Source organism: Amycolatopsis sp. NPDC045836, assembly GCF_056431745.1.
In genome coordinates this window covers 222,655-244,743 of record NZ_JBWKKF010000007.1, presented here as the reverse complement: position 1 = coordinate 244,743, position 22,089 = coordinate 222,655, and the positions used below count along the sequence as shown (strand labels likewise).

Below are 22,089 nucleotides of genomic sequence, written 5' to 3'. Positions count from 1 at the left end.
GACACTGGATTCTTTTATCTACGTATGTAGACTCATGCCGAACCAAGTGAAGGAGGGTGACCGTGACCGGGTCCACCGAAACAGCCAGTCCCGAGCGGATCGTGGACATCGCCGTGGGGTACATGGCGGCGAAGCAGCTCTTCGCGGCGAGCCGCATCGGCCTGTTCACCGCGCTCGGCGCGGGACCGCTGACCGCCGCGGAACTGGCGGAGAAGACCGGCAGGCCGGAGCGGATCACCCGCATCCTCGGTGACGCCATGTCGTCACTGGGTGTGTTGTCGCGTGTGGACGGATGGTACGAGCTGACCGCCGACACCGCGGCCTACCTCGGCGGTGGCGACCTGGACCTGGCGCCGTTCCTCGGCTTCCTCGACTCGATCAGCTACGGGCACTGGCTCCAGTTCGGCCGCACCGCCGACACCGGCGAGCCGGGGGAACTGGACATGGACGACGAGCGCTGGGGCACCTTCCTCGGCGGCGTGATGACCTACAACGCGCTGCACGCCAAGATGCTGGCGCGGGCGTTCGACTACTCCGGGCACCGGAAGCTGCTCGACCTCGGCGGGCTGTCGAGCGCGTTCGCGGTGGAGGCCATGACCGCGAACCCGGAACTGCACACCACGTTCGTGTTCGCTCCGCGCTCGGTCGAGCCGGTTACCGAGGCGGTGGCGTCGGCCGGGCTGGCGGACCGCGCGGTGGTGGTGGGCGCCGAGACCGAGACCGCGGAACCGGACGGCGAGTTCGACCTGGTCATGGTCAACCACGTGGTGCACCGGTTCACCGCCGAGCAGAACCAGGGCATCCTGCGGCACGCCCGCGCGGCGGCGGCTCCCGGTGCCCGGCTGCTGCTGCTCGACTTCTTCCTCGACGACGACCCGGTCCAGCGGCCGCTCGACGCGTTGCACGCCGGGGAGTACCTGGTGATCGACGGCACGGTGGTCTACCCGGAGGCCGAGGTGCGCGGGTGGCTGGGCGAGGCGGGCTGGCGGGTGGTGGACCGGCTGGCGCTGCCGGGCAGCCCGCGGGTCCTGGTCGCGGAAGCGGTGTGAGCCGTGACCCTCGATCCCGCTGTCCGGGAACTGCTGGCCCGTAGTCCCGCGCCCGCTGCCGGGGAGCCGGTCCGGCCGCCGACCGCGGCCGAGATGCGGGCGGCCTTCGCGGCGTCGTGGCGGCGCCCGGAAACGGTGGAGCCGGTCGCGTCGGTCACCGACCTGTTCGTGCCGGACGGGCCGCGGGTGCGGTTGTACCTGCCGGAGGCTTCCGGGCCGGTGCCGGTTTTCGTGTGGATCCACGGTGGGGGGTGGACCATCGGCTCGATCGACGAGAACGAGGTGGCGTCGCGGGCGGTCTGCAACGCGGCGGGGGTCGCGGTGGTGGCGGTGGACTACCGGCTGGCGCCGGAGCACCCGTACCCGGCGGCGCCGTCGGACTGCTACGCGGTGGTCGAGTGGCTGGCCGGTGGGGGTGCCGGTCCGGCGGTCGACCCGGCGCGCATCGCTGTCGGCGGGGAGAGCGCGGGTGGCAACCTGTCCACCGTGGTCTCGATGATGGCGCGGGATCGGGGTGGACCGCCGCTGGCGGCTCAGGTGCTGATCTGCCCGGTCTACGGTCACCCGGACGACGGGTATTCGTCCTATGCGGATTTCGCGGAGGGGTACGGGATGACCGCTGGGGCGATGCGGTTCTTCTTCGCCCAGTACGTTTCGGATCCGGCGCAGCTGGACGATCCGTACCTGCTGCCGTTGCGGGCGGAGGACCTGTCGGGGCTGCCGCCCGCGCTGGTGCTCACCGCGGAGTACGACGTGCTGCGGGATGAGGGGGAGGAGTTCGCCCGTCGGCTGGCGGAGGCGGGGGTGGAGGTGGAGATGTGCCGGTATCCGGGGCAGATCCACGGGTTCTACGGGTTGTACACGGAGCTGCCGGCGTCGGGGCGGTCGCATGGGCAGGTGGCGGGGTATCTGCGGGGCGTGTTCGGCTGAGTGCGTCGGGGGCCACCCCGCTTTTCAGTGTGACTACGGCGAAGACCTCGATGTCAAGGCGGGAAAGATGCCTTGACATCGAGGTCTTCGCCGAGTTTTGGCTGTGGACCGGGGTGGGAGGGGGGCTGGGTGCCCGCTCCTGTTGGGATGGCCGGCTGCGGTTGGTTGCCGAAACCCGGGAACTCAGGCGGTGGGGGTGGTCAGGCGGGCGAAGAAGGTTTCCAGGTGGGCGTGTTGCAGGGCCACGGTGGAGAACTCGCCGCTGACCAGGCTCATGACGTTCGCGCCGGCGTTGAGCAGGACGATTTCGTCGACCAGTTGCTCGTCCGGGGTGGGGGTGACGATGTCGCCGTCTTCGCGGCCTTCGGTGAGGTAGCGGTGCAGCAGGCCCCGCCACTCCCGCACGTGTTCCAGGTACTTGTCGTGCAGTTTGCGGTTCGTCAGCGACATCTGCCAGAAAGTCAGCAGCACGCGACCGGCGGCGATGCGTTCCTCGTCGATCGGCATCGAGGAGAAGCACAGTTCTCGCAGGGCGACCAGGCCCCGCAGCTCGTCGAGTTCCACGTAGGCGCGCATCATGCCGAGCGCGCGCTCGTAGGTGGCCTCGATGATGTCTTCCTTGCTCGGGAAGTAGAGCTTGAGCGCGCCGTTGGCGTAACCGGCCGCCGCCGCGATCTCGCGCATGGTTGCGGCTTCGATCCCGCCCCTGGTGATCAGGTCCCAGGTGACATCGACGATCTCACTGCGACGCTGGTCGTGGTCGATGATCTTCGGCATCGGCTGGCCTCCCGGACTGGTTCGTCTACCAGTGTAGGAGATCAGTCGCGGCGGAACACCCGCTGCCCGGCGAACCACGTCTCCACCACCGTCGTCCTGGCCAGCTCCTCCGGGTCGGTCCGGAACGGGTCCCGGTCCAGGACCAGGAAGTCGGCCGACTTGCCCGGGGTCAGCGAACCGGTGACCCCGTCGAGGCCCATCGCGCGGGCGCTGCCGATGGTGAACGCCTCGATCGCCTCGGGCAGGGAGATCGCCTGCTCCGGCCACAGCGCACCGGGGTGCACGCCGGTCGGGTCCCGCCGGGTGACCAGGCCCTGGATGCCCTCCCAGGCGTCCGGCGACTCGCTGACCGGCCAGTCCGAGCCACCCGCCACCAGCGCCCCGCTGTCCAGCAGCGAGCGGTTGGGCTGCATGCGTGCCGCCCGGTCGCCGGGCAGCACCTCGGCGATGGCCGCCGGGATGACCCCGGGCACCCACAGGAACGGCGAGATGTCGGCGGAGACGTCCAGCGCGGCGAACCGCGGCACGTCGTCCGGGTGCACGAACTGGCCGTGCGCCACCTGGAACCGCGCCTCGGTGTACCCCTGCGCCCGCACCTTCTCCACCGCGTCCAGGGTGGCGCGGACCGAGGCGTCGCCGGTGCAGTGGACCTTGGCCGACAGGCCCGCCTCGGCCGCCGTGCGCAACCAGCCCTCCAGCTCGGGACCGGGCATGGTGGTGGCGCCGTGGTGGCAGCCGCCGTGGGCCTCGTCGGGCAGGTACGGCTCCAGGAAGGCGGCGGTGCGGGTCGGCGGCACGCCGTCGAGGAAGATCTTCACGAAGTCCGGCCGGTGGTGCTCGGTGCGGTAGCGCCCGGCCACCTCCAGCAGCGGTGCGCCGATCGGGTCGAAACCGAAGATCGGGTCGTTGATCAGCAGCGACGAGACCACCCAGCAGTGCAGCGCACCGGCGTCGTCGAGCGACTTCAGCGCCCGCAGGATGTCGACCGAGACCCCGGCGTCCTGGAAGGCGGTCACCCCGTACGAGTGCAGCGTGCCGATGGCGTGCTGCGAGGCGGCGGCGTGCTGCTCCTCGGTGAGCGTCCGCGTCTCGCGCACGGCGTGTTCGACCAGCACACCGGCGGCTTCGAGCAGCACCCCGGTGGGTTCCCCCCGCTCGCGGACGATCTCCCCGCCCGCCGGGTCCGGCGTGGCGGCGGTGATCCCGGCCAGCTCCAGCGCCCGGCTGCTGACCCAGCGGTTGTGCCTGCTGTCGTCGGTCAGGGTGACCGGGCGGCCACCCGCCGCCTCGTCGAGGGCCCGCCGGGCGTCGCTCCGCGACAGCCTGGCGACCAGGGTGGACGCCCACGCGCCGCCGATCACCCATTCGTCCGGTCCCAGCCCCGCCGCGCGGTCCCGGACCGCGGCCAGCAGCCGGTCGAAGTCCGCCTCCGTGCCCAGGTCCAGTTCGAACAGCGCCGCCCGCCCGGCGAAGGCGTGGTGGGTGTGCACGTCGACCAGGCCGGGCATGACGAAGGCGCCGCCGAGGTCGAGCACCTCGGTCTTCGGGCCGCGCTCGACCTCCTCCAGCGACAGCACCCGGCCGTCCTTGACCGCCAGCGCGGAGGCCCACGGCCTGCCGGGGTCCACCGGGTAGACCGTGGCGTTGGTGAGGATCAGGTCGGCGGCCAAGGCTCAGCTCCCGGCGGGGTCGAAGGTCTCCGGGTGCACGGTGGTGCTGAGCAGCCTGCCGTGCGCGCCGAAGGTGAAGTGGGTCGGCTTGCTCCCGGAGGAGTCCAAACCGAACAGTACGCCGTGCGAGCGCAGGCGCCGGGCGTCGCGGTGGTCGGCGACGGTCACCGACGCGCACGGGATCACCTTCTCCCGCCAGGCGAACACGTAGATCCCCGGCCGCAGCTCGTAGACCGAGTTCTCGTCGGTGTCGGCGAGCCCCTTCTCCGGACCGGCCAGGCACTGCCAGGTGTACCAGTGCGGGCTCAGGTAGACGTGCTCGTAGGCGTGGGCGGTGCTGTAGACCCACAGCACCCGGCGCCCGATCAGCGACGTGCTCGGCGCGAGCGGTTCACCACGCGTCTCGAAGCCGTCGATGGTGGCGGCCAGGAAGGTCTGCGTCACCCGCGGCGAGGTGTCGCCGATGCGGCTGAGCACCAGCAGCGCCCGCCCCAGCCGGAGGTCGAGCAGCAGGGTGACCGCTTCCTCCTGCCGCGCGCTGGGGTGGAACTGGATGTAGTACAGCTCGTCGTCGACCAGGAAGGTCTCGCAGCGGTCGGTGCCGGAGCCGTGGTGGCGCCACTCGACCCGGGTGCCGGTGAACGCCGCGGTGAAGGCGGTGCCGTCGGCGCAGCTCAGCTCGAACGAGCGGCCGTGCAGATCACCGACGGTCGGCGCCTTGTTCGCGTCGAACCCGGGGGCCAGGCCGTCCAGCGGCAGCCAGGTGGAGGTGTCGGACAGGGTCAGTTCGGTCATCGGTTTCAGTCCTCAGCGTGGCAGTGTCGGCCGGCGGGCAGGTCGAGTGCGGGATTGCGGTCGCAGAAGCCGTAGGGGCGGAAGGTGAAGCCCGAGTAGTCGACCGGCATCACCGGCCAGTCCTCGGGACGCGGGATGTGGGTGGGACCGAAGACGTGCCACAGCACGAGATCGGCGTTGACGAGGTCGCGGTTCGCGGCGGTCCAGGCGGGCAGCCCGGCGCCGCCGGGGTGCGCGTTCGGCCGGTCACCGGCGGGGAAGCGCTCTTCGGCTTGGTACGGGGTGGCCCACAGGTGCCGGGTGGCGAAGGTCGCTCGTTCGTGGACGGTCGACCCCGGTTGCGCCATCAGGGTCGCCGACGGCTTCGGGACGAGCTGGTAGGCCGTGGGCGTGCCGAGCCGGTTCGTCCGTTCGGCACTGCGGACCTCCCACACCCGGGCGGTGGCGGGGTTCGCCAGGCGCTGGGCTTCCTGCTCGGTGCGCAGCGGGGTTTCCCGCCAGGTGAAGGCGTTGCCGTACGGGTTGTGTTCGCCGGTCGGCACGCCTTCGACGTCGATTTCGTGCAGCGAATTGCGTTCGCCGTCGACGGCCACGTCCAGCCGGGCGCAGAACAGGTGCTGGTGCACCGGGGCGAACAGGCCGGGGGCGATCTCGCTGGCGTGCGGCTGCGGCTCCCCGGACCGCCCGCCGGCGGCGAACACGACCCCGGTGGCCTTCGCCTCCAGCTCGACGGTGCCGTCGAGGTAGAAGTACCAGAAGAAACCGTAGTCGTAGTTGCCGATGGTGGAGATCGACGAGATGACCAGCCGCCGCGACCGGCGGACCTCGGCGTGGCCGTCGAGGTCGGTGTGCTTCCAGAGGATGCCGTAGTCCTCTTCGTGCATGCAGATGGCGTTCGGGATCTCGACGGGGTGGCCGTGGTCGTCGGCGACGAAGGCCGGGAAGTAGTGGATGACCCCGAGGCAGTCGCAGCCGAGCCGCAGGCTGTTGCCGTTCTTGCCGAGCAGGTACTCACCCGCGTCGAAGTAGCTGATCCAGAACCGGCCGGGTGCGGTGTCGCCGTAGGGCACGACCATCTCCGGCACCGACGCCCGGTACAGCACCGACCGGCCCTGGAAGCCGACCTGGTGCAGCGTCAGCCCTTCGCGGGCGTTGAAACCGACGCGCAGGCGCCAGCCCTCCCAGGTGACCTCGCTGCCGTCGACGGTGAAGCTGGGGCCGTCCGGCTGGGTGATCTCGATCGGCTTGAGCGTGGTGCGGGCCGGGACGTCACCGTACCGGCCGTGTTCCGGCGGCACCGGCACGTCGCCCTCGTCCTCGACCCGGAGCACCCGCCGCTCGGTCAGGTCGATGTGCACGATCAGCCCTTCGACGGGGTGCGCCCACGGGCTGTCCTGCGCGTCGTCACGCAGGAAGGTCAGTGACCGGATCACCCGCCCGGTCTCGTCGGGCCTGCCGAAGAAACCCGGGGCCAGCGGGGCGCAGAAGGCGTGCTCGACGCGATCGGCGAGGCCGCGCCGGGCCATCGCCGCCTGCCACCCGGGGGACGCCTTGGTGATCGACGCGGCGAGGTCGTACTCCTCGAAGAGGTAGGCGGGTTGGCCTTCACCGCAGTCCTCGACGGACAGGACCTCGTGCTTGGTCACCGAGACCACCGCATCGCGGGCGCGCCCGGTGGCCGTGTCCAGCAGCGTGTACTGGATGCGCCGGTCGGCCACCAGCGCGGTCACGCTCGCCTTGTCCGGCTCGACCGGCAGCACCTGGGGGAACCGGGTGGTCTCGGTGAGCAGGCCCTCGGCGGCCAGTGCCGCGCGGCCCGCCGCCAGTTCGCCGGCGGTCAGCGGGTCGAGTGGGTGCATGGTTCGCAGTCTCGGCGCCCGCGCGCCCCGGCGGAACGACCGGCGAAGGGGCGTGCGGCTGCGGACAAGAAGGGTGCACTGACGGCCAACCACCGTCCGCGCGCGGGCCCGCAGGATGACGCCATGCGACTGGATCTCGCGGGCAGAACCGTGCTGGTGACCGGTGCGGCCTCCGGAATCGGACTGGCCTGCGCACGGGCGTTCCTGGCCGAAGGCGCCCGCGTCGGCGCGCTCGACCTCGCCCCGGTGCCCGCTCTCGACGGCGATTTCCTGGCCGTCCGGGCGGATGTCACCGACGAAGCGGAGGTGGCCGCCGCGGTGGACGCGGTGGCCCGGCGCTTCGGCGGCCTGGACGTGGTGGTCGGCTGCGCCGGGATCTCCGGCCCGGTCGGCACCCCGCTCGCCGACACCCCGGCGGCGGCCGTCAACGCGTTGCTGGCGGTCAACGTCACCGGGCAGTTCCTGCTGGTCAAGCACGCGGCGCCGTGGCTGACCGCGGCCGGTGGCGCGGTGGTGCTGCTGGCCAGCGACTCCGCCTTCACCAGCGCCCCCGGCATGGTGCCCTACTGCGCCTCGAAGGGCGCCGTGGTGGCGCTGACCAGGGCGCTTTCGGTGGAGCTGCCCGGGGTGCGGGTGAACTGCGTGTGCCCGTCGGTGGTGGACACCCCGATGGCGCGGGCCGATCTCGGCGCGGTGCTCGACGAGCCCGCGTTCCCGGTGCAGGCGGCCGAGGACGTCGCCTGCCAGGTGCTGTACCTGGCCTCCGCGTGCTCGCGGACGGTCAACGGCCAGGCCGTGCTCGCCGACTTCGGCGTGTCCGCGCGGTCCGGTTTTCCCGCCTAGGAAGGATGCAAGTTGAACAAGGTTGTCGCGATCACGGGTGGCGGTACCGGTATCGGCGCGGCGGTGGCCCGCCGGTACGCCGGCGAAGGCGCGCAGGTGGTGGTGCTCGGGCGGCGGCGTGAACCGCTGGAGGCGGTGGCCGCGGACACCGGTGCGCACGTGATCGCCTGCGATGCCAGTGACCGGGAGGCCGCCGAGCACGCCACCGCGGAGATCATCGGCCGGTACGGGCGGCTGGACGTGGTGGTCGCCAACGCCGGCGGGCACGGGCTGTCCTCGGTGACCGACACCGGGGACGAGGAGTGGGAGCTGGCGCTGCGGTCGAACCTGTCCAGCGCCTTCGTCTTCTGCCGGGCCACCCTGCCGTCGCTGGTGGAGAGCGGGGGACAGGTGGTGATCGTGTCCTCGCTGGCCGGGTTGTTCGCCGGGCCGAACGTGGCCGGCTACACCGTGGCCAAGCACGCGCTGATCGGGCTGACCCGGTCCATCGCCAGGGACTACGGCCCGCGCGGGGTGCGGGCGAACGCGGTCTGCCCCGGCTGGGTGCGCACCCCGATGGCGGACGGCGAGATGGACCAGTTCGCCGCCGCGGCCGGGTTCACCGGCGGGCACGAGGAGGGGTACCGGCGGGTCACCGCCGAGGTCCCGCTGCGGCGGGCGGCCGAGCCGGAGGAGATCGCCTCGATCGTGCGCTTCCTCGGTTCGGCCGAATCCTCCTACATCACCGGCGCCGTCCTCGTCGCCGACGGCGGCGCCCACGCGGTGGACCTGCCGACGCTGGCCTTCGAACGCGCCGGCATGTAGTGCGCGCGACGAGGTCTCCGGTGACTCGGTGAGTGACCGGAGACCTCGTGCTGGGTCAGGAACCGCCCAGGTAGGCGGTTTGCAGGGTGCCGGGGGAGTCGAGCAGGGTGGCCGCGTCGCCGGAGTAGGTGACGCGGCCCGACGACACCACCAGCGCGTCGCGGGCCACGCCGAGGGCGAGGTGGGTGAACTGCTCGACGAGCAGGATGGCCGCGCCTTCCCCGGCGAAGCGGGTGATCATCGGCAGCAGCCGGGTGAACACCACCGGGGCCAGGCCCAGCGACATCTCGTCGATGAGCAGGAAGGCCGGGCGGGCGGCGAACGCCCGCGCCAGCACCACCATCTGCTGCTCCCCGCCGCTGAGCAGCGCCGCGGGTGAATCGCGGCGCTTGGCCAGTTCCGGGAAGGCGTCGAACAGCTCGTCGGCCCGGGACCGGGTGCGGGCGGTCAGCATCAGGTTCTCCAGCACGGTCAGCCCGGGGAACACCGCGCGACCCTGCTCGATGTGCGCCAGGCCCATGCGGGCACGCGCCACCCTGGAGTGCCGGGTGATCTCCTCCGCGCCGAGGTGGACGGTGCCGGCGGCGGCCGGGACCACCCCGGAGACGGCCTCCAGCAGGCTGGTCTTCCCGGCCCCGTTCGGGCCGACGAGCGCGGTGATCCGCCCCGGCTCCAGGGTGAAGCCGACATCGGAGATCACCGGGCCCGCGCCCCGCGTGACCGTCAGTCCCGTTACCCGCAACGCGTTCACAGCAGCTCCGTTTCACCCATGTACGCCTTGAGCACCGCCGGATCGGCCAGCACCTCGGCCTGCGGCCCGGACGCCAGCACCTGGCCGAAGTCGAGCACGGTGACCGTGTCGCAGACCGAGCGCACCAGGTCGAGGTCGTGCTCGATGAGCAGGACCGACACCCCGAAGCGCGCGGGCACCTGCCGCAGCCGCTCCCCGAACGCGACGTGCTCGGAGTGCGGCAGCCCGGCCGCCGGCTCGTCGAGCAGCAGCACCCGCGGCCGGGCCAGCAGGTGCCCGACCACCTCGACCAGCCTGCGCGCACCGACGTCCACCTGGGCCAGCGGCGTGCGGGCGGGCGGGCAGCCGAAGAAGTCCAGCGCCTCCGCGATCTCGGTGGCGGTGAGCCGCCGCCTGGCCACGAAGCGCAGGTACGCCTGCACGGTCAGCCCCGGTGGCACGCGGTCCTGCTGGAAGGTCCGGCGCAGCCCGGAGCGCGCCCGCTTCGCCGGGGACCCGGTCAGCGGCCTGCCGTCCAGTTCGACGCGGCCCTCGGCGTTCGGCAGGAACCCGCTGATCGCGTCGACCAGGGTCGACTTGCCCGCCCCGTTCGGCCCGATCACCCCGAGCACCCCGTGCTCCGGTACCGCTATGTCCACAGAGAACAGCGCGGTGACCTCGCCGAAGCGCACGCCCAGCCCGCGCACCACCAGCACCGGTGCCCCCGGCGTGACCGGTTCCGGGGCGGCGGTGTTCGCCGCCAGGTCGAGCTTCGCCGGTTCACGCGACCGCCGGTGGACCAGCCGCCGCACCGCCACGCCCAGGTTCCCGCCGCTGGTCAGCGCCTGGACGCCGAGCAGGCCGAACACCACGAAGCCCCAGTCCTGCGGCACACCCCAGCGCTTGAGCAGCTCCGGTACCCCCACCCAGAGCACCGCGCCGAACACCGCCATGTCGATCAGGTGCGCCCCGGACATGATCGCCAGCACGTACAGCGCCAGCGACTGGATCGCGGTGAAACTGGCCGGGAAGGCCAGCCCGACCTGACCGGTGAGCAGCCCGCCGCTGATGCCGCCGAGGGTGGCGCTCACCGCGAACGCGGTCAGCTTCGAGGTGCGCACGCTCGCACCGGCGGCCGCGGTACCGCGTTCGGAGAAGGCCACCGCCTGCCAGCCGCTGCCCCAGCGCCCGCGGCGCAGGTGGTGCACGGCCAGGCAGCACAGCACCAGCACCACCACGGCCAGCAGGAAGTACGACCGGTCGTCGGAGAAGGCGTCCGGGCGTTCCACCGAGATGCCGTCGGCGACCCCGGGGAACTGCAACTGCACCAGCGTCAGGTCGGCCGCGGCGGCCAGGCCGAGGGTGACCACGGCCAGGTTGATCCCGCGCAACCGCAGCGCGGGCAGCCCGACCAGCACCCCGACCAGCCCGGCGGCGAGCCCGCCGAGCAGCAGCCAGACCAGGAAACCGCCGGGTGCCTCGGCCCTGTTCAACGCCGAGACCACCCAGGCGCCGACCGCCCCGAAGGTCAGCTGGCACAACGAGATCATGCCCGCGCTGCCGGTGACCACCCCGAGCCCGAGCAGCGAGATCCCGGCGACCACGGCACTCATGCCCAGGTAGACGAAGTACCCGTCGAGCCCGACGCTCAACGCGTACCCGAGCGCGACCGCCACCGCGGCCACGGCGAACGGGAGGAATCGCTCAGCGAGCCGCATCCCACACCTCCTTGCGCTGCGACCACAGCAGCAGCGCCACGATCACGCCGAACGGAAGGAAATAACGCAGCACCGACAGCCCGTCGACCTGCGCGGCGGCGCCCTGCACCAGGCCGAGCACCAGGCCACCGGCCACCGCCAGGTCCAGCCGGCGGAACCCGCCGAGCAGCGCCGCCGCGGCGGCGGGCACCACCAGCATGGCCAGCGAGGTCGCGTCGTTGGACTGCGACGGCGCCACGATGGAGATCACCAGCGTGCTGATCACCCCGGTGGCCGCCCACACCGCCACGCTCAGCCGCTTCGCCGGGATGCCCAGCAGTTCGGCGGTGGTCGGGCGCTCGGACAGCGCCCGCAGCTGGACCCCGGCCGGGGTCCGTGTCAGCACCACCCGGCTGACCAGCGCGACCAGCACCGCCAGCACCACGGTGACCACGGTGACCTGGCTGATCACCACCCCGCCGAGGCTGAGCGCCGGGCCGTCGAGGATCGGGTGGAACGGCTGCGGTTTGTTGCCGAACAGGATGAACGACAACGAGATCAGCAGGAGCAGCACCGCCACGGTGACCGCCGACCGGGTGCCGGTGTCGGCCTCGGCCAGCCAGGTGGAGACGACCCAGCCGAGCAGTGCGCTGAGCAGCCCGCCCAGCACGATGCCCGCGACCGTGGCCGCCCAGGTCGGCAGTCCGAACTGGACGGACAGGAAAACCGCGACGTAGCAGCCGAACATGCCGGTGGCGGACTGGGCGAAGTTGACCACCCGCACCAGCCGGGACATCAGCGTCAGGCAGACCGCGAGCACCGCGTACAGCCCACCGGCGGCCAGGCCGGCCAGCGCTCCCTGCAGCATTGGTGTTCCTCCTACCGCTGCGGGATCCGCAGCCAGTCGTCCGCGGCCAGTTCCCACCGGTTGGTGCCGGTGGTGAGCTTGATCGGCCAGCCCGCGGTGTTGGCGTGGTGCGAGTCGCCGGGGCCGAACACGTACGGCGTGCCGACCATCGGATCGCTGATCGGCTGCATCTCGCGCAGCGCCTTGGTCACCGATTCGCGGGTGATCTCCCCGTTGATGCCCTTGATCACGCTCAGGAAGTACTTCGCCGCGAGGTAACCGCCCTGGCTGAACGAGGTCAGCGGAATGCCGTTCTGCGTCATCAGGTCCCGCCACTCCTTGTTCTGCGGGCTGGTGGAGTCGGTGAACGGGTAGAACTCGGCGGGCACGTACACCCCGGCACCGGCGTTCGAGATCGCCTTGGCGTAGTTCTCGCTGTAGACGCTGGTCAGCAGCAGCCAGGTGACGTCGGTCCAGCCCTGCGCCTGCGCGGCCTTGAGCTGGCCGATCGAGTCCGGCTCCACCGGGTTCACCGTGATCGCCTTGCAACCGGCGTTGCGGGCCTTGACGATGTAGGAGGTGTAGTCGGAACCGCCGTAGGGCACGGTCGCGTCGAGGTACTTGAGCTTCTTGCCGGTGATCGCCGACCACTCGTCGATGGCCGCCTGGTAGGACGGCAGCGTGTTGCCCGCGATCTCCAGCAGCGCGCAGATGTCGGTCAGCCCCAGTTCCTCCGAGCCGTAGAGCAGGCTCAGCGTCATGTCGTGGAACGGGCCCACGTTGACCGGGGCGATGTTGGGGCTGGAGAAGCACGCCGGGTCCACGCCGATCCCGGACATGGACAGGATCTTCTGCTGCTCGTAGTACTCGGCGTTGATCTCGCACTCGAGCAGGCTGGACGAACCGACCAGGGCCACCGCTTCGTCACCGCCGACGATCTCGCGGGCCGCCGCGGCGGCTGCCGCCGGATCGCCCTTGTCGTCGAGGGCCTTGTATTCGATCTGCCTGCCGTTCACCCCGCCGCCGGCGTTGGCCGCGTCGAACACCGCCTTCGCCGCCTGCGACGCCTCGGGAAAGGTGGCCGGGCCGCTGAGCGCGTTGACCGAACCGACCACGATCGGATCGCCGGAACCGCTTTCCGCACCGGCGCAGGCCGCGGTGGTGAGCAGAACGGCAGCTGCCAGCGAAGCGAGTCTCGCGAAGCGAGTCGGTTGAGGGCGGTGGGCAGGCGGGCGGGCGGGGATGCGGCGCATCACTGGTCCTCCGCCGCACGGATCACCGGCGCGGAGTCGACGATCTGCTCGAAGCTGGTGACCTTGCCGCCGTCGAACTTCCACACGTGCGCGACGCGGGCGGTGAACGAGCGCCCGGTCTCGCGGTGCCTGCCGCGGTAGGACCCCAGGCCGATCACCGCGTCCCCGGCGTCGAGCAGTTCGGCGAGGGTGAAGGTGTAGCCCTCCCAGTCCCGCGCGATCGCCTCGAACACGTTCTCCTTGACTTCCTCGGGGCCGACGTAGGTGCCGGCGTAGGGAAAGCCGGCGGCTTCGGTCCAGGTGGTCTCCGGGCCGAGCGGGGCCAGCATGCCGGCCAGGTCGCCCTGGTCGCTGGCGTCGTAGTGCGCCGCGATCACGTCTACATTGGACATCGTTCGCTCCTTCAGACCGGTTGCGCGTCGGGGTAGGCGACCGCGCCGAGTGGGTAGATGTGCCCGCCGGCGCGGGAGTGCTCGGACCGGCCGTCGCCGGTCAGGCCGAGGAAGACGCCGGTGGTCCGCAGCGCGTAACCGAGGTCGTGCAACCACACGCTGGCCACGGCGATGCGGAATTCGCGGAAGCAGAACAGGTACAGCCCGTCCTGGAACTTCCAGACCGTCGAGAGGTCCATGTCACCGTGGCCGCGCTGCACGCCTTCGAGGCACTGCCAGGCGTAGCGCTGCGAGGAGACGTAGACGTGCTCGTACAGGTGTTCCGGGCTGTACCGGTAGACGTTGCGCTTGCCGATCAGGTCGCGCGACGGTCCCGGTGCCTCGCCGGACGGGGTGCCCGCGTCGGTGGTACCGGCCCAGAACGTCTGTGAGACACGGGGGATCCCCTCGACGTCCTCGGCGCCGATGACCGACCGCACGGCCAGCGCGCGGTGCGTGGCCGTGGAGAAGACGATCGTCAGCGCTTCCCCTTCGACGCTGGTGTGCGGGAGGTTGACGAAGAAGACGTCGTCCCGCACGGCGACCGCGTCGTACGGGTCCCGCACACCGTTGCAGACCACGTGCTCGGCGTCCTCGAACCGCAGTTCCAGCGCCGTGCCGTCGTCGAGGGTGACGGTCAGGGCCCGCCCCGAGAGGTCCGCGCCGGGCAGGCGGTAGGTGGCTATTCCGGCGGCGAACTCGTCATAGGTGCGCCATTGTTCCTCTGCTGCTTCGGGCATGCGGTCATCGTCGAGGCCCCGCCCGGTGCGAGCCAGCGGTCACGCGCTGGGCGGCAAGAACCGATCGCTCACGGTCAAGCCCCGGCGCAGTTCACTCGGCGAGCAGCCGAACTCGGTCTTGAACACCCGGCTGAAGTGCGGTGCGTCGACGAAGCCCCACTTCGCCGCGATGGCCGCGACCGGGCGGGTGGCGTGCACCGGGTCGAGCAGTTCGCGGCGGCAGTGCTCCAGGCGGCGGGTGCGGATCCAGCCCGAAACCGTGGTGCCCTGCTCGTGGAACAGCCCGTGCAGGTGCCGGGTGGAGATGTAGTGCTCGGCGGCGATCTGCGCCGGGCCGAGGTCGGTGGCGGACAGGTGCGCGTCGATGTAGGCGAGCACCCGGCGCATCAATTCGTGGCGCGGGCCCGCGGTGGCGCGGGCGAGGTCGAGTTCGGTGGCGAACAGGGTGGCGAGCAGGTCCACCGCGGTGTGCGCGAGCCGGACGCCCGCCGGGCCGCCGAGCTGGTCGAGGTTGGTGCCGAGCTGGGCGAGGAAGGGCACCACCACGTTGCCCATGCCGCGCTTGCCGGACATCCGGACCGCGGTGAGCTGGCCGACCAGGTCGCGCGGCAGGTCGATCAGCCGCTGCGGGAACATCACCACCAGCGTGCGGAAGTCCTCTTCGAACACCAGTGAATACGGACGGTGCGTGTCGTAGAGCGCCACGTCACCGGGGCGCAGCACGGCCTGGCGGTCGTCCTGCACCAGCAGGCCGGTGCCGGCCAGGATCAGGCTCAGCTTGTAGTAGTGCCGGTCGGCCCTGGCGATCAGCTCGGGCGTGCGCTCGACCACGTGCGCGGAGGCGGCCACCTCGGAGAGCTGGATGTCGTCGGCCCCGCAGGAGCGGATGCGCCCGCGGAAGTGGTCGCGGTGGTCGCTGGTCACCTGCAGCGGGACGAAGGCCTGCGACACGACCGTGCGGAAGTCGGTGAAGTCGCGCGCGACCACGGTGGTGGTCGGGTCGGCGGCAGTGGTCACGGCGTCACCTCACTACTTCGGGAGGACCGGAATTTCATATACGATAAGCGATACGATGCCTCCCGGCAATGATCCGGCCACCGATCTCGATCCTTTTGTGATGGGATCCCGCGCCGGGGTTTTCCGGCGCCTGAGCCACCGTCCGCGCCTGGAATCCGCCATCTGACCGCTCCGCGTGCAGGATTCCCGCGTTGACGGGACCCGCTGGGCGTATCTAGCGTCTGCCCGCATGGTGATCGACGACCTGGACCGCCGCATCATCGGCGCGCTGCAGCTCAACGGCCGGGCGCCGTGGAGCGCGATCGCGCGCTGGGCGGACGCCAGCGAGACCACCGTGCAGCGCCGGTTCGCCGCCCTGCACGAGCGCGGCCTGGTGCACGTGGTCGGCGTGATCGACCTCGACCGCACGGCCGCGGGCTCGTCGATGCTGGTGCGGGTGCAGGCCCAGCCGGGCCGGGGCTGGGAACTGGCCGAGCAGCTGGCCGCGCGGCCGGAGGCCCGGTTCCTCGCCGTGGTCACCGGCACCGCCGATCTGGTGGTCGACTTCGTCGCGCACGACAACGACGAACTGCTGCGCCTGCTGTTCACCGACCTCCCGGGGGCCGACCTGATCGCCGGGACCGACAGCGTCGCGGTCATCCGCACCTTCACCACCGCACCGATGTGGGACACCGGCCTGCTGCCCCCGGAAGCAGCCGAGGACCTGCGCCCGGCGCACCGGCCGCCCTACGAGCGGGCCGACTGGGGTGCGCCACCGCGCTCGCCGGGCGAGCTGGAACGCGCGGTCGCCGAGGAGTTGGCGGCCGACGGCAGGCTGCCGGTGAGCACCGTCGCGCGGCGGCTGTCCCGCAGCGAGTCCAGTGTGGCCAGGGCGCTGGACCGGCTGCTGTCCACCGGCAGCCTGCGGTTCCGCACCCTGGTCGAACCGGCGCTGCTCGGCTTCGGCGTGGAGTTCATGCTCTGGCTCTCGATCCACCCCGGGCAGCTCACCGAGGCCGGGCGCCGCCTGGCCAGGCACCCGGGCACCAAGTTCCTGGCCGCCTCCACCGGCCGGTTCAACCTGGTCGGCCAGATGGTGCTGCCCGCCACCGCCGACCTGTTCCGCTACACCGACGAGGTGATCGGCAGGCTGCCCGGCCTGACCGCCTCCGACATCACCCTGCACCTGGCCACGCTGAAGCGCGCGTGGACCAGGGTCGACCGTTTCCGCTGAGCTTGGAGGAAGCATGGACACCCAGCCATGGCAGTGGCCGGAGCAGACCTGGCGCGGCCACGTCGAGGCCGTGCGGGCCGGACGGCCGCTCACCCCGGCGGCCTGGCCGGGCGGCGCCAGGGTGGCGGTCGCCCTGTCGTTCGACGCCGACCACGAGACCATCCCGTTGCGCGACGGTGAAACCAGCCCCGGCCGCCTGGCGCAGGGCGAGTACGGCGCCCGCGTCGGCGCCGGGCGGGTGCTGGAACTGCTGGCGGAGCACCACATCCCGGCCACCTTCTTCATGCCGGCGGTGTCCGCCCTGCTGCACCCGGCCGAGGCGAAGGACTACGCCGCTGAACCGCACGAGATCGGCGTGCACGGCTGGATCCACGAACGCAACGCGCTGCTGTCCGAAGAAGACGAACTCGACCTGGTCCGCCGGTCGCTGGACACCCTGGCCGAGCTGACCGGCACCCGCCCGACCGGCATCCGCACGCCGTCGTGGGACTTCTCCGACTCCACTTTGGACATCATCAGGGAACTGGGCTTCGCCTACGACTCCTCGCTGATGGCCGACGACGAGCCGTACGAGATCCTGGCCGGTGGGCAGCCGACCGGCGTGGTGGAGATCCCGGTCGACTGGATCAGGGACGACGCGCCGTACTTCACCATGGACCGGTTCGGCTCGGTGCGCCCCTACACCCGCCCGCGTGACGTGCTGGAGATCTGGACCGACGAGTTCGACGCGGCCTACCGCGACGGCGGGGTGTTCCAGCTGACCATGCACCCGCACGTGATCGGCCACCGCTCGCGCCTGGTGGTGCTGCGGGAGCTGATCGACCACATCCGCGGGCACCGCGACGTCTGGTTCACCACGCACGCCGAGCTCGCGGCCACCGTGCGCGACACCCCGGGGAGCACACCATGACCACCGCGGAGACCACCGCGAAGCTGTCCGCCCGGCAGCGCAGGGCGATCGTGGCAGGCACCATCGGCAACACCGTCGAATGGGTGGACTGGGCGCTGTACTCGATCTTCGCGAAGATCATCTCGGTGGAGTTCTTCCCCGGCGGGGACGAAACCGTGGCGCTGCTGTCGACCCTGGCGGTGTTCGCGGTCGGGTTCGTGATGCGCCCGGTCGGGGCCGCGGTGCTCGGCGCCTACGCCGACCGGCACGGTCGCAAGAAGGGCCTGACGCTGACCGTCGGGCTGATGGCGGGTGCGTCCTTCGTCATCGCCCTGACGCCCGGCTACGGCGCGATCGGGGTGTTCGCCCCGTTGGTCCTGCTGCTCGCCCGGTTGCTGCAGGGCTTTTCGGCGGGCGGGGAATTCGGTTCGTCATCAGCGTTCCTGGTCGAATCGGCGGCCCGCGGCCGTCGCGCCTTCGCCGGGTCGTGGCAGCAGGTTTCGGTCGGCGGCGGGGTGCTGATCGCCTCGCTGCTCGGCACCGTCGCCACCTCCGCGCTGGACGAGCGAGCCCTGCACGACTGGGGCTGGCGGGTGGCCTTCGTGCTCGGCGGGCTGCTCGGCCTGATCGGGCTGTGGCTGCGGATCTCGGTGGAGGAGACCGATTCGTTCACGCGGTCCGCCCGGCGCGTCAACCCGCTGAAGGCGATGTTCAAGGAGCACCCCGGTGCCGCGCTGCGGGTTGCCGGTATCACCATCGCCGGAACGCTGACCTACTACATCTGGGTCAACTACCTGCCCACCTACGCCAACATCACCACCGGCATCCCGCTGTCGCAGGCCCTGCTCTCGCAGACGCTGTGCCTGGTGCTGTTCGTGGTGCTGCTGCCCTTCGCCGGGCTGGTGTCGGACAGGTTCGGCCGCAAGCCCACCCTCGGGGTGTTCGCCGGCGGGTTCGTGGTGCTGTCGTGGCCGATGCTGCACCTGCTGGACAACAGCTTCCTCAGCGTGTTCCTGGTGCAGCTGACCGGAATGCTGTTCCTGCTCGGCTACTCGGCGAACTGCGCGGTGATCATGGCCGAGCAGTTCCCGCCGGAGGTGCGGGCCACCGGCATCGCGCTGCCGTACGCACTGGCGGTGGCGTTGTTCGGCGGGACCGCGCCGTACGTGACCACCTGGCTCAACGACATCGGCCGGCGCGACCTGCTCTGGCTCTACGTCTCCGGTTCGGCGCTGATCTCGCTGGTGGTCTACCTGACCATGCCGGAGACCAAGGACAAGGAGTTCGACTGATGCACGTGCTGGTCACCGGCGCGGCCAGGGGGATCGGGCGGGCGATCGCCGAGGAGTTCACCGGCGCCGCGCTCAGCCTGGCCGACCTCGACGGCGACCTGATCCCGGCCTCGCTCGGCTTCGCGATCACCGCGGACCTGACCCGGCCGGAGGCACCGGAGGCGGTCGTCGACCGGGCGTGGCGGCACCACGGGCCGATCGACGTGCTGGTGAACGCGGCCGGGCGGTACCCGTCGCTGGACCTGATCGACGTGGACGCCGCGGCCTGGGACGAGTTGTTCGCGTTGAACCTGCGTGCCCCGGTGCTGGCCACGGCGGCGTTCGCCCGCCGGGCCGGCGAGCGCGGGGGATCGGTGGTCAACATCTCCTCCGGTGCCGCGCTGCGAGCCCGCCCCGGTGGCGGTCCCTACGCCAGCACGAAGGCGGCGCTGGAGATGGCCACCCGTGCCGCCGCCCTCGAATTCGGGCCGCTCGGCATCCGGGTCAACGCGGTCAGCCCCGGTTTTGTGGCCGTGGACAGCGACCGGAACCCGGTGGCCCCGGACTACGCGGCGGCGGTTTCGGCCAATCCGCTCGGCCGCCCGGGAACGCCGCCGGACATCGCCCGCGCGGTCCGGTGGCTCGCCGGTCCCGAAGCTTCGTGGATCACCGGGGAGGTGCTGCGCGTGGACGGCGGTGCCGGCGCCGGTGCCGCGCACCTGCCCCGCCTGTGGCCACCCCAGACCGTCCGGAAAGGACAGAGCGAATGACCCGCGACGCGTATGCGGTGGTCGGCGGCGGAGCGATCGGCGGCACCCTCGCCTTCCACCTGGCCAGGGCCGGGCACCCGGTCACCGTGGTGGACGCCGACGCCGAGCACGTGGCGGCGATCCGCGACCACGGCCTGGTCCTCGAGCGCGGTGGCGCCAGGGAACGGGCCGCCGTCCGGGCCTTCACCCCGGACGAGTTCGGCGAACCGCTGGGCCGCGTCCTGCTCGCGGTGAAGGCGCAGGCCACCGCGGGCGCGGCCGACTGGATCGCGTCGCGGCTGACTGACGACGGTTACGTGGTGTCCGTGCAGAACGGGTTCAACGAGCCGGTGCTGGCGAGCCGGATCGGCTGGCGGCGGACCGTCGGCGCGTTCGTCAACATCTTCGCCGACCGCCTCGGCCCCGGCGTGATCGCCGACGGCGGTGCCGGTGCGCTGGTGCTCGGGGAGCCGGGTGGGCGACCGGTTTCGCCGCGGGTGACTTCGCTGGTCGGCGACCTGCGGGCGTGGGGACCGGCGCAGGCCAGCGACAACGTCGAAGGCTTCCTGTGGGCGAAGGCCGGGTTCGGCGCGATGCTGGCCGCCACGGCGCTGGCCGACGACGCGATGGCCGACCTGATCGACCGGCACCACGCCGCGATCCACGCGCTCGGTGCGGAGGTGTTCGACGTGGCGGGCGCGCTGGGCGTCCGGCTGGAGGCCTTCGACGCGTTCACCCCGGACGCCTTCGTCCGCGGTGCCGCTCCCCAGGCGCGGATCGCGGCGACCGGCCGGCTGACCGCCTGGTTGCGCACGCAGCCGAAGAACCGCAGCGGGATCTGGCGGGACCTGGCCGTGCGGCGGCGGCCGGTGGAGGTGACCACGCACTACGCCACCGTGCTGGCCGAAGCGGACCGGCTGGGCCTGCGGACCCCGGTGCTGCGAGCCGTGCTCGACGGCCTGCGGGAACTGGAGTCGGCCCCGGGAACCATGTCGGAAACCCGGCTCGACGCCCTCGACCGGCTCGCCGGGCGGTAGCACGGAAGGAGGTTGCGCGAGCGGGGGCGCTCCTGCGAGGTTGATCGTCGTGAAACGCGGGCGCCGCCGGGCGAAGAGCAGGGAACCGGGCACGCTGTCGACCAGGGTGCGCCGGATCTGGGAGGCGGTGACCACCGGGCTGGCCCTGCTCACCGCGGTCTACCTGGTGCTGAACACGATCGAGCCGACCAGGATGGTGCTGGAACGGTACGTGCTGAAGCTGAACGTGGAGGCGCTGACCGCGATCGTGGCGATCATGCTGGAGGTGGCGATCGTGGCGGTCTACCAGCTGGGCCGCCAGGTGCGGAAGATGCGGGCGGAACTGGGCCCGCGCCAGGACACGCGGATCGTGCACGACGTCGGCGCCGCCCTCGACGCGGTGAAGCGGTTGTCGGTGAGCGGGCGTCGCAGCGAACGGACGCTGGAAGTGCTGGGCCTGACGCTGAACACCACCTGGCCGCAACTGGCCGCTTGGCTGACCACGGACGCTTCGCCGTCGCACTGGCGCATCACCCTGTACAGCCTCGACCCGGCGTTCGTGGCGCGTTCGGGCGAACTGCCCACCCACTGGAGCACCGAGGCGGCACGCAGCCAGGACCGCATCCGGTCCCTGCTCGACGAGGAGTCGGACGACCTGGCCCGCCGCCGGATCTCGGTCGAGCTGCACCCCTACGCCTGCCTCCCGGTGGTCCACGGTTTCCGGCTGGGCAACGGGGAGCTGTTCCTGGCTTACCTGCAGTGGACCGAGGCGGGCACCATTCGGCCGTTCGAGTTCTACGAGCACATTCCGCGGGACGACGTCTCCGCCCGGGCGAACCGCTACCGGGACCTGTTCGACAGCTGGCTGAACCGGGCCGCGGTGAAGAGCACGGCCGGATGAGTCACGAGGGCTGAACGCCTCGCAACAACGGCGTCATCTCCGCCACCACATCCGTCAGCGGTCCCACCGAGCGCCGCACCCGGGCCGCCATGATGGCGCCCTCCAGCGTGCTGATCATCAGCGTCGCCAGCCTGCGGGCCCGGCGTTTGGGGAACGCCATCCGCGCCAGCTGCTCAGCCACCGCCGACTCCCACAGCACCAGCGCCGCCCGCAGCGGTTCGGTGACCGCCGACTCGCCGCCTGCCAGGTCGCCGGCGGTCGCCATCACCGGGCAGCCCCGTTCGAAGCCCCGCCGGGTGAACTCCTCCTGCCACGGCTCGACCAGGTGGGCGAACAAGCCCGCCGCACTCGGGCGCCGCGCCGCCGAGTACGCGGCCGCGTGCCGGGCGGCGAATTCGCCCGACCACAGCAGCGCTTCGCCGACCAGCTGGTCCTTGCCGCCGGGGAAGTAGTGCTGGAACGAGCCCCGCGGCGCCCCGGCGTGCTCGACCACGTCGCGCACCCCGGTCCCGGTCACCCCGCGGCTGCGCACCAGCTGCGCCGCGCTGTAGACCAGCCGCTCCCGCGGCGGGCGCCCCCGCTCGGCCATCCCTCTTCCCACCTTCCAT

At 71.7% G+C, this 22,089-nt stretch carries 22 protein-coding genes; 10 read left to right on the top strand and 12 right to left on the bottom strand.

The window, feature by feature from the left end:
• The first annotated feature begins 62 nt into the window (after positions 1-62).
• Both AC07EG_RS15515 and AC07EG_RS15510 read left to right on the top strand, forming a co-directional pair.
• Complete coding sequence (locus AC07EG_RS15515; RefSeq protein ID WP_478253756.1) at positions 63-1,049, top strand: methyltransferase; 987 nt, start codon at positions 63-65, stop codon at positions 1,047-1,049.
• 3 nt (positions 1,050-1,052) lie between these two features.
• Positions 1,053-1,979 carry an alpha/beta hydrolase gene (locus AC07EG_RS15510; RefSeq protein WP_478253755.1) on the top strand — a complete coding sequence of 309 codons (927 nt, stop codon included), beginning with the start codon at positions 1,053-1,055 and terminating at the stop codon, positions 1,977-1,979.
• A 183-nt stretch (positions 1,980-2,162) separates the two neighbouring features.
• Here the strand turns inward: AC07EG_RS15510 and AC07EG_RS15505 are convergent, their stop codons facing one another.
• The 4 genes from AC07EG_RS15505 to AC07EG_RS15490 are packed head-to-tail and all read right to left on the bottom strand — an operon-like array spanning position 2,163 to position 7,089.
• On the bottom strand, positions 2,163-2,756 hold the full coding sequence (locus AC07EG_RS15505; protein WP_478253754.1) for a TetR family transcriptional regulator: 594 nt from the start codon (positions 2,754-2,756) through the stop codon (positions 2,163-2,165).
• Positions 2,757-2,797: 41 nt separating this feature from the next.
• A complete protein-coding gene (locus AC07EG_RS15500) occupies positions 2,798-4,426 on the bottom strand; it encodes an amidohydrolase (RefSeq protein WP_478253753.1) in 1,629 nt (542 codons plus the stop codon).
• A 3-nt stretch (positions 4,427-4,429) separates the two neighbouring features.
• Complete coding sequence (locus tag AC07EG_RS15495) at positions 4,430-5,221, bottom strand: molybdenum cofactor biosynthesis F family protein (protein ID WP_478253752.1); 792 nt, start codon at positions 5,219-5,221, stop codon at positions 4,430-4,432.
• Positions 5,222-5,226: 5 nt separating this feature from the next.
• A complete protein-coding gene (locus AC07EG_RS15490) occupies positions 5,227-7,089 on the bottom strand; it encodes a primary-amine oxidase (RefSeq protein WP_478253924.1) in 1,863 nt (620 codons plus the stop codon).
• Between the two features lie 114 nt (positions 7,090-7,203).
• Between AC07EG_RS15490 and AC07EG_RS15485 the strand changes: the two genes are divergently transcribed.
• Together AC07EG_RS15485 and AC07EG_RS15480 are read left to right on the top strand one after the other, a co-directional pair.
• On the top strand, positions 7,204-7,923 hold the full coding sequence (locus AC07EG_RS15485; RefSeq protein WP_478253751.1) for an SDR family NAD(P)-dependent oxidoreductase: 720 nt from the start codon (positions 7,204-7,206) through the stop codon (positions 7,921-7,923).
• Between the two features lie 12 nt (positions 7,924-7,935).
• The gene (locus AC07EG_RS15480; RefSeq protein ID WP_478253750.1) at positions 7,936-8,727 is read left to right on the top strand and encodes an SDR family NAD(P)-dependent oxidoreductase; all 792 of its coding nucleotides are present in this window, start codon (positions 7,936-7,938) and stop codon (positions 8,725-8,727) included.
• A 55-nt stretch (positions 8,728-8,782) separates the two neighbouring features.
• Here the strand turns inward: AC07EG_RS15480 and AC07EG_RS15475 are convergent, their stop codons facing one another.
• Genes AC07EG_RS15475 through AC07EG_RS15445 form a run of 7 tightly spaced genes read right to left on the bottom strand, consistent with a single transcriptional unit; the run spans position 8,783 to position 15,442 of the window.
• Complete coding sequence (locus AC07EG_RS15475) at positions 8,783-9,478, bottom strand: ABC transporter ATP-binding protein (RefSeq protein WP_478253749.1); 696 nt, start codon at positions 9,476-9,478, stop codon at positions 8,783-8,785.
• Positions 9,475-11,175 carry a branched-chain amino acid ABC transporter ATP-binding protein/permease gene (locus AC07EG_RS15470; RefSeq protein WP_478253748.1) on the bottom strand — a complete coding sequence of 567 codons (1,701 nt, stop codon included), beginning with the start codon at positions 11,173-11,175 and terminating at the stop codon, positions 9,475-9,477. Before AC07EG_RS15470 ends, AC07EG_RS15475 begins: the two co-directional genes overlap by 4 nt.
• Positions 11,162-12,022, bottom strand: coding sequence for an ABC transporter permease subunit (locus AC07EG_RS15465; protein WP_478253747.1), 861 nt, complete (start codon positions 12,020-12,022; stop codon positions 11,162-11,164). The genes AC07EG_RS15470 and AC07EG_RS15465 overlap by 14 nt, the downstream gene beginning before the upstream one ends.
• Positions 12,023-12,033: 11 nt before the next feature.
• A complete protein-coding gene (locus tag AC07EG_RS15460; RefSeq protein WP_478253746.1) occupies positions 12,034-13,254 on the bottom strand; it encodes an ABC transporter substrate-binding protein in 1,221 nt (406 codons plus the stop codon).
• Positions 13,254-13,646 carry a nuclear transport factor 2 family protein gene (locus tag AC07EG_RS15455; protein ID WP_478253745.1) on the bottom strand — a complete coding sequence of 131 codons (393 nt, stop codon included), beginning with the start codon at positions 13,644-13,646 and terminating at the stop codon, positions 13,254-13,256. The genes AC07EG_RS15460 and AC07EG_RS15455 overlap by 1 nt, the downstream gene beginning before the upstream one ends.
• Before the next feature lie 11 nt (positions 13,647-13,657).
• Positions 13,658-14,425, bottom strand: coding sequence for a MoaF C-terminal domain-containing protein (locus AC07EG_RS15450; RefSeq protein WP_478253744.1), 768 nt, complete (start codon positions 14,423-14,425; stop codon positions 13,658-13,660).
• 39 nt (positions 14,426-14,464) lie between these two features.
• The gene (locus tag AC07EG_RS15445) at positions 14,465-15,442 is read right to left on the bottom strand and encodes an AraC-like ligand-binding domain-containing protein (protein ID WP_478253743.1); all 978 of its coding nucleotides are present in this window, start codon (positions 15,440-15,442) and stop codon (positions 14,465-14,467) included.
• A gap of 229 nt (positions 15,443-15,671) precedes the next feature.
• On the opposite strand from AC07EG_RS15445, the gene AC07EG_RS15440 reads away from it, so the two are divergent.
• The 6 genes from AC07EG_RS15440 to AC07EG_RS15415 are packed head-to-tail and all read left to right on the top strand — an operon-like array spanning position 15,672 to position 21,481.
• Complete coding sequence (locus AC07EG_RS15440) at positions 15,672-16,655, top strand: Lrp/AsnC family transcriptional regulator (RefSeq protein WP_478253742.1); 984 nt, start codon at positions 15,672-15,674, stop codon at positions 16,653-16,655.
• Between the two features lie 13 nt (positions 16,656-16,668).
• Positions 16,669-17,565: a polysaccharide deacetylase family protein gene (locus tag AC07EG_RS15435; protein WP_478253741.1), complete on the top strand. Its 897-nt coding sequence runs from the start codon at positions 16,669-16,671 to the stop codon at positions 17,563-17,565.
• The gene (locus AC07EG_RS15430) at positions 17,562-18,836 is read left to right on the top strand and encodes an MFS transporter (protein ID WP_478253740.1); all 1,275 of its coding nucleotides are present in this window, start codon (positions 17,562-17,564) and stop codon (positions 18,834-18,836) included. Before AC07EG_RS15435 ends, AC07EG_RS15430 begins: the two co-directional genes overlap by 4 nt.
• Positions 18,836-19,585, top strand: a complete 750-nt coding sequence (locus AC07EG_RS15425; RefSeq protein WP_478253739.1) for an SDR family NAD(P)-dependent oxidoreductase — start codon at positions 18,836-18,838, stop codon at positions 19,583-19,585. Before AC07EG_RS15430 ends, AC07EG_RS15425 begins: the two co-directional genes overlap by 1 nt.
• Positions 19,582-20,601: a ketopantoate reductase family protein gene (locus AC07EG_RS15420; protein WP_478253738.1), complete on the top strand. Its 1,020-nt coding sequence runs from the start codon at positions 19,582-19,584 to the stop codon at positions 20,599-20,601. Before AC07EG_RS15425 ends, AC07EG_RS15420 begins: the two co-directional genes overlap by 4 nt.
• Positions 20,602-20,650: 49 nt before the next feature.
• Positions 20,651-21,481, top strand: a complete 831-nt coding sequence (locus tag AC07EG_RS15415) for a hypothetical protein (protein ID WP_478253737.1) — start codon at positions 20,651-20,653, stop codon at positions 21,479-21,481.
• A 1-nt stretch (position 21,482) separates the two neighbouring features.
• Here the strand turns inward: AC07EG_RS15415 and AC07EG_RS15410 are convergent, their stop codons facing one another.
• Positions 21,483-22,070 carry a TetR/AcrR family transcriptional regulator gene (locus AC07EG_RS15410; protein WP_478253736.1) on the bottom strand — a complete coding sequence of 196 codons (588 nt, stop codon included), beginning with the start codon at positions 22,068-22,070 and terminating at the stop codon, positions 21,483-21,485.
• Between the last annotated feature and the right edge of the window lie 19 nt (positions 22,071-22,089).

Coding starts and splice junctions, on each gene's coding strand:
- AC07EG_RS15465 (WP_478253747.1), bottom strand. CDS start 12,022: ATGCTGCAGGGAGCGCTGGCCGGCCTGGCCGCCGGTGGGCTGTACGCG.
- AC07EG_RS15420 (WP_478253738.1), top strand. CDS start 19,582: ATGACCCGCGACGCGTATGCGGTGGTCGGCGGCGGAGCGATCGGCGGC.
- AC07EG_RS15435 (WP_478253741.1), top strand. CDS start 16,669: ATGGACACCCAGCCATGGCAGTGGCCGGAGCAGACCTGGCGCGGCCAC.
- AC07EG_RS15460 (WP_478253746.1), bottom strand. CDS start 13,254: ATGCGCCGCATCCCCGCCCGCCCGCCTGCCCACCGCCCTCAACCGACT.
- AC07EG_RS15455 (WP_478253745.1), bottom strand. CDS start 13,646: ATGTCCAATGTAGACGTGATCGCGGCGCACTACGACGCCAGCGACCAG.
- AC07EG_RS15430 (WP_478253740.1), top strand. CDS start 17,562: ATGACCACCGCGGAGACCACCGCGAAGCTGTCCGCCCGGCAGCGCAGG.
- AC07EG_RS15450 (WP_478253744.1), bottom strand. CDS start 14,425: ATGCCCGAAGCAGCAGAGGAACAATGGCGCACCTATGACGAGTTCGCC.
- AC07EG_RS15425 (WP_478253739.1), top strand. CDS start 18,836: ATGCACGTGCTGGTCACCGGCGCGGCCAGGGGGATCGGGCGGGCGATC.
- AC07EG_RS15470 (WP_478253748.1), bottom strand. CDS start 11,175: ATGCGGCTCGCTGAGCGATTCCTCCCGTTCGCCGTGGCCGCGGTGGCG.
- AC07EG_RS15495 (WP_478253752.1), bottom strand. CDS start 5,221: ATGACCGAACTGACCCTGTCCGACACCTCCACCTGGCTGCCGCTGGAC.
- AC07EG_RS15410 (WP_478253736.1), bottom strand. CDS start 22,070: ATGGCCGAGCGGGGGCGCCCGCCGCGGGAGCGGCTGGTCTACAGCGCG.
- AC07EG_RS15485 (WP_478253751.1), top strand. CDS start 7,204: ATGCGACTGGATCTCGCGGGCAGAACCGTGCTGGTGACCGGTGCGGCC.
- AC07EG_RS15505 (WP_478253754.1), bottom strand. CDS start 2,756: ATGCCGAAGATCATCGACCACGACCAGCGTCGCAGTGAGATCGTCGAT.
- AC07EG_RS15440 (WP_478253742.1), top strand. CDS start 15,672: ATGGTGATCGACGACCTGGACCGCCGCATCATCGGCGCGCTGCAGCTC.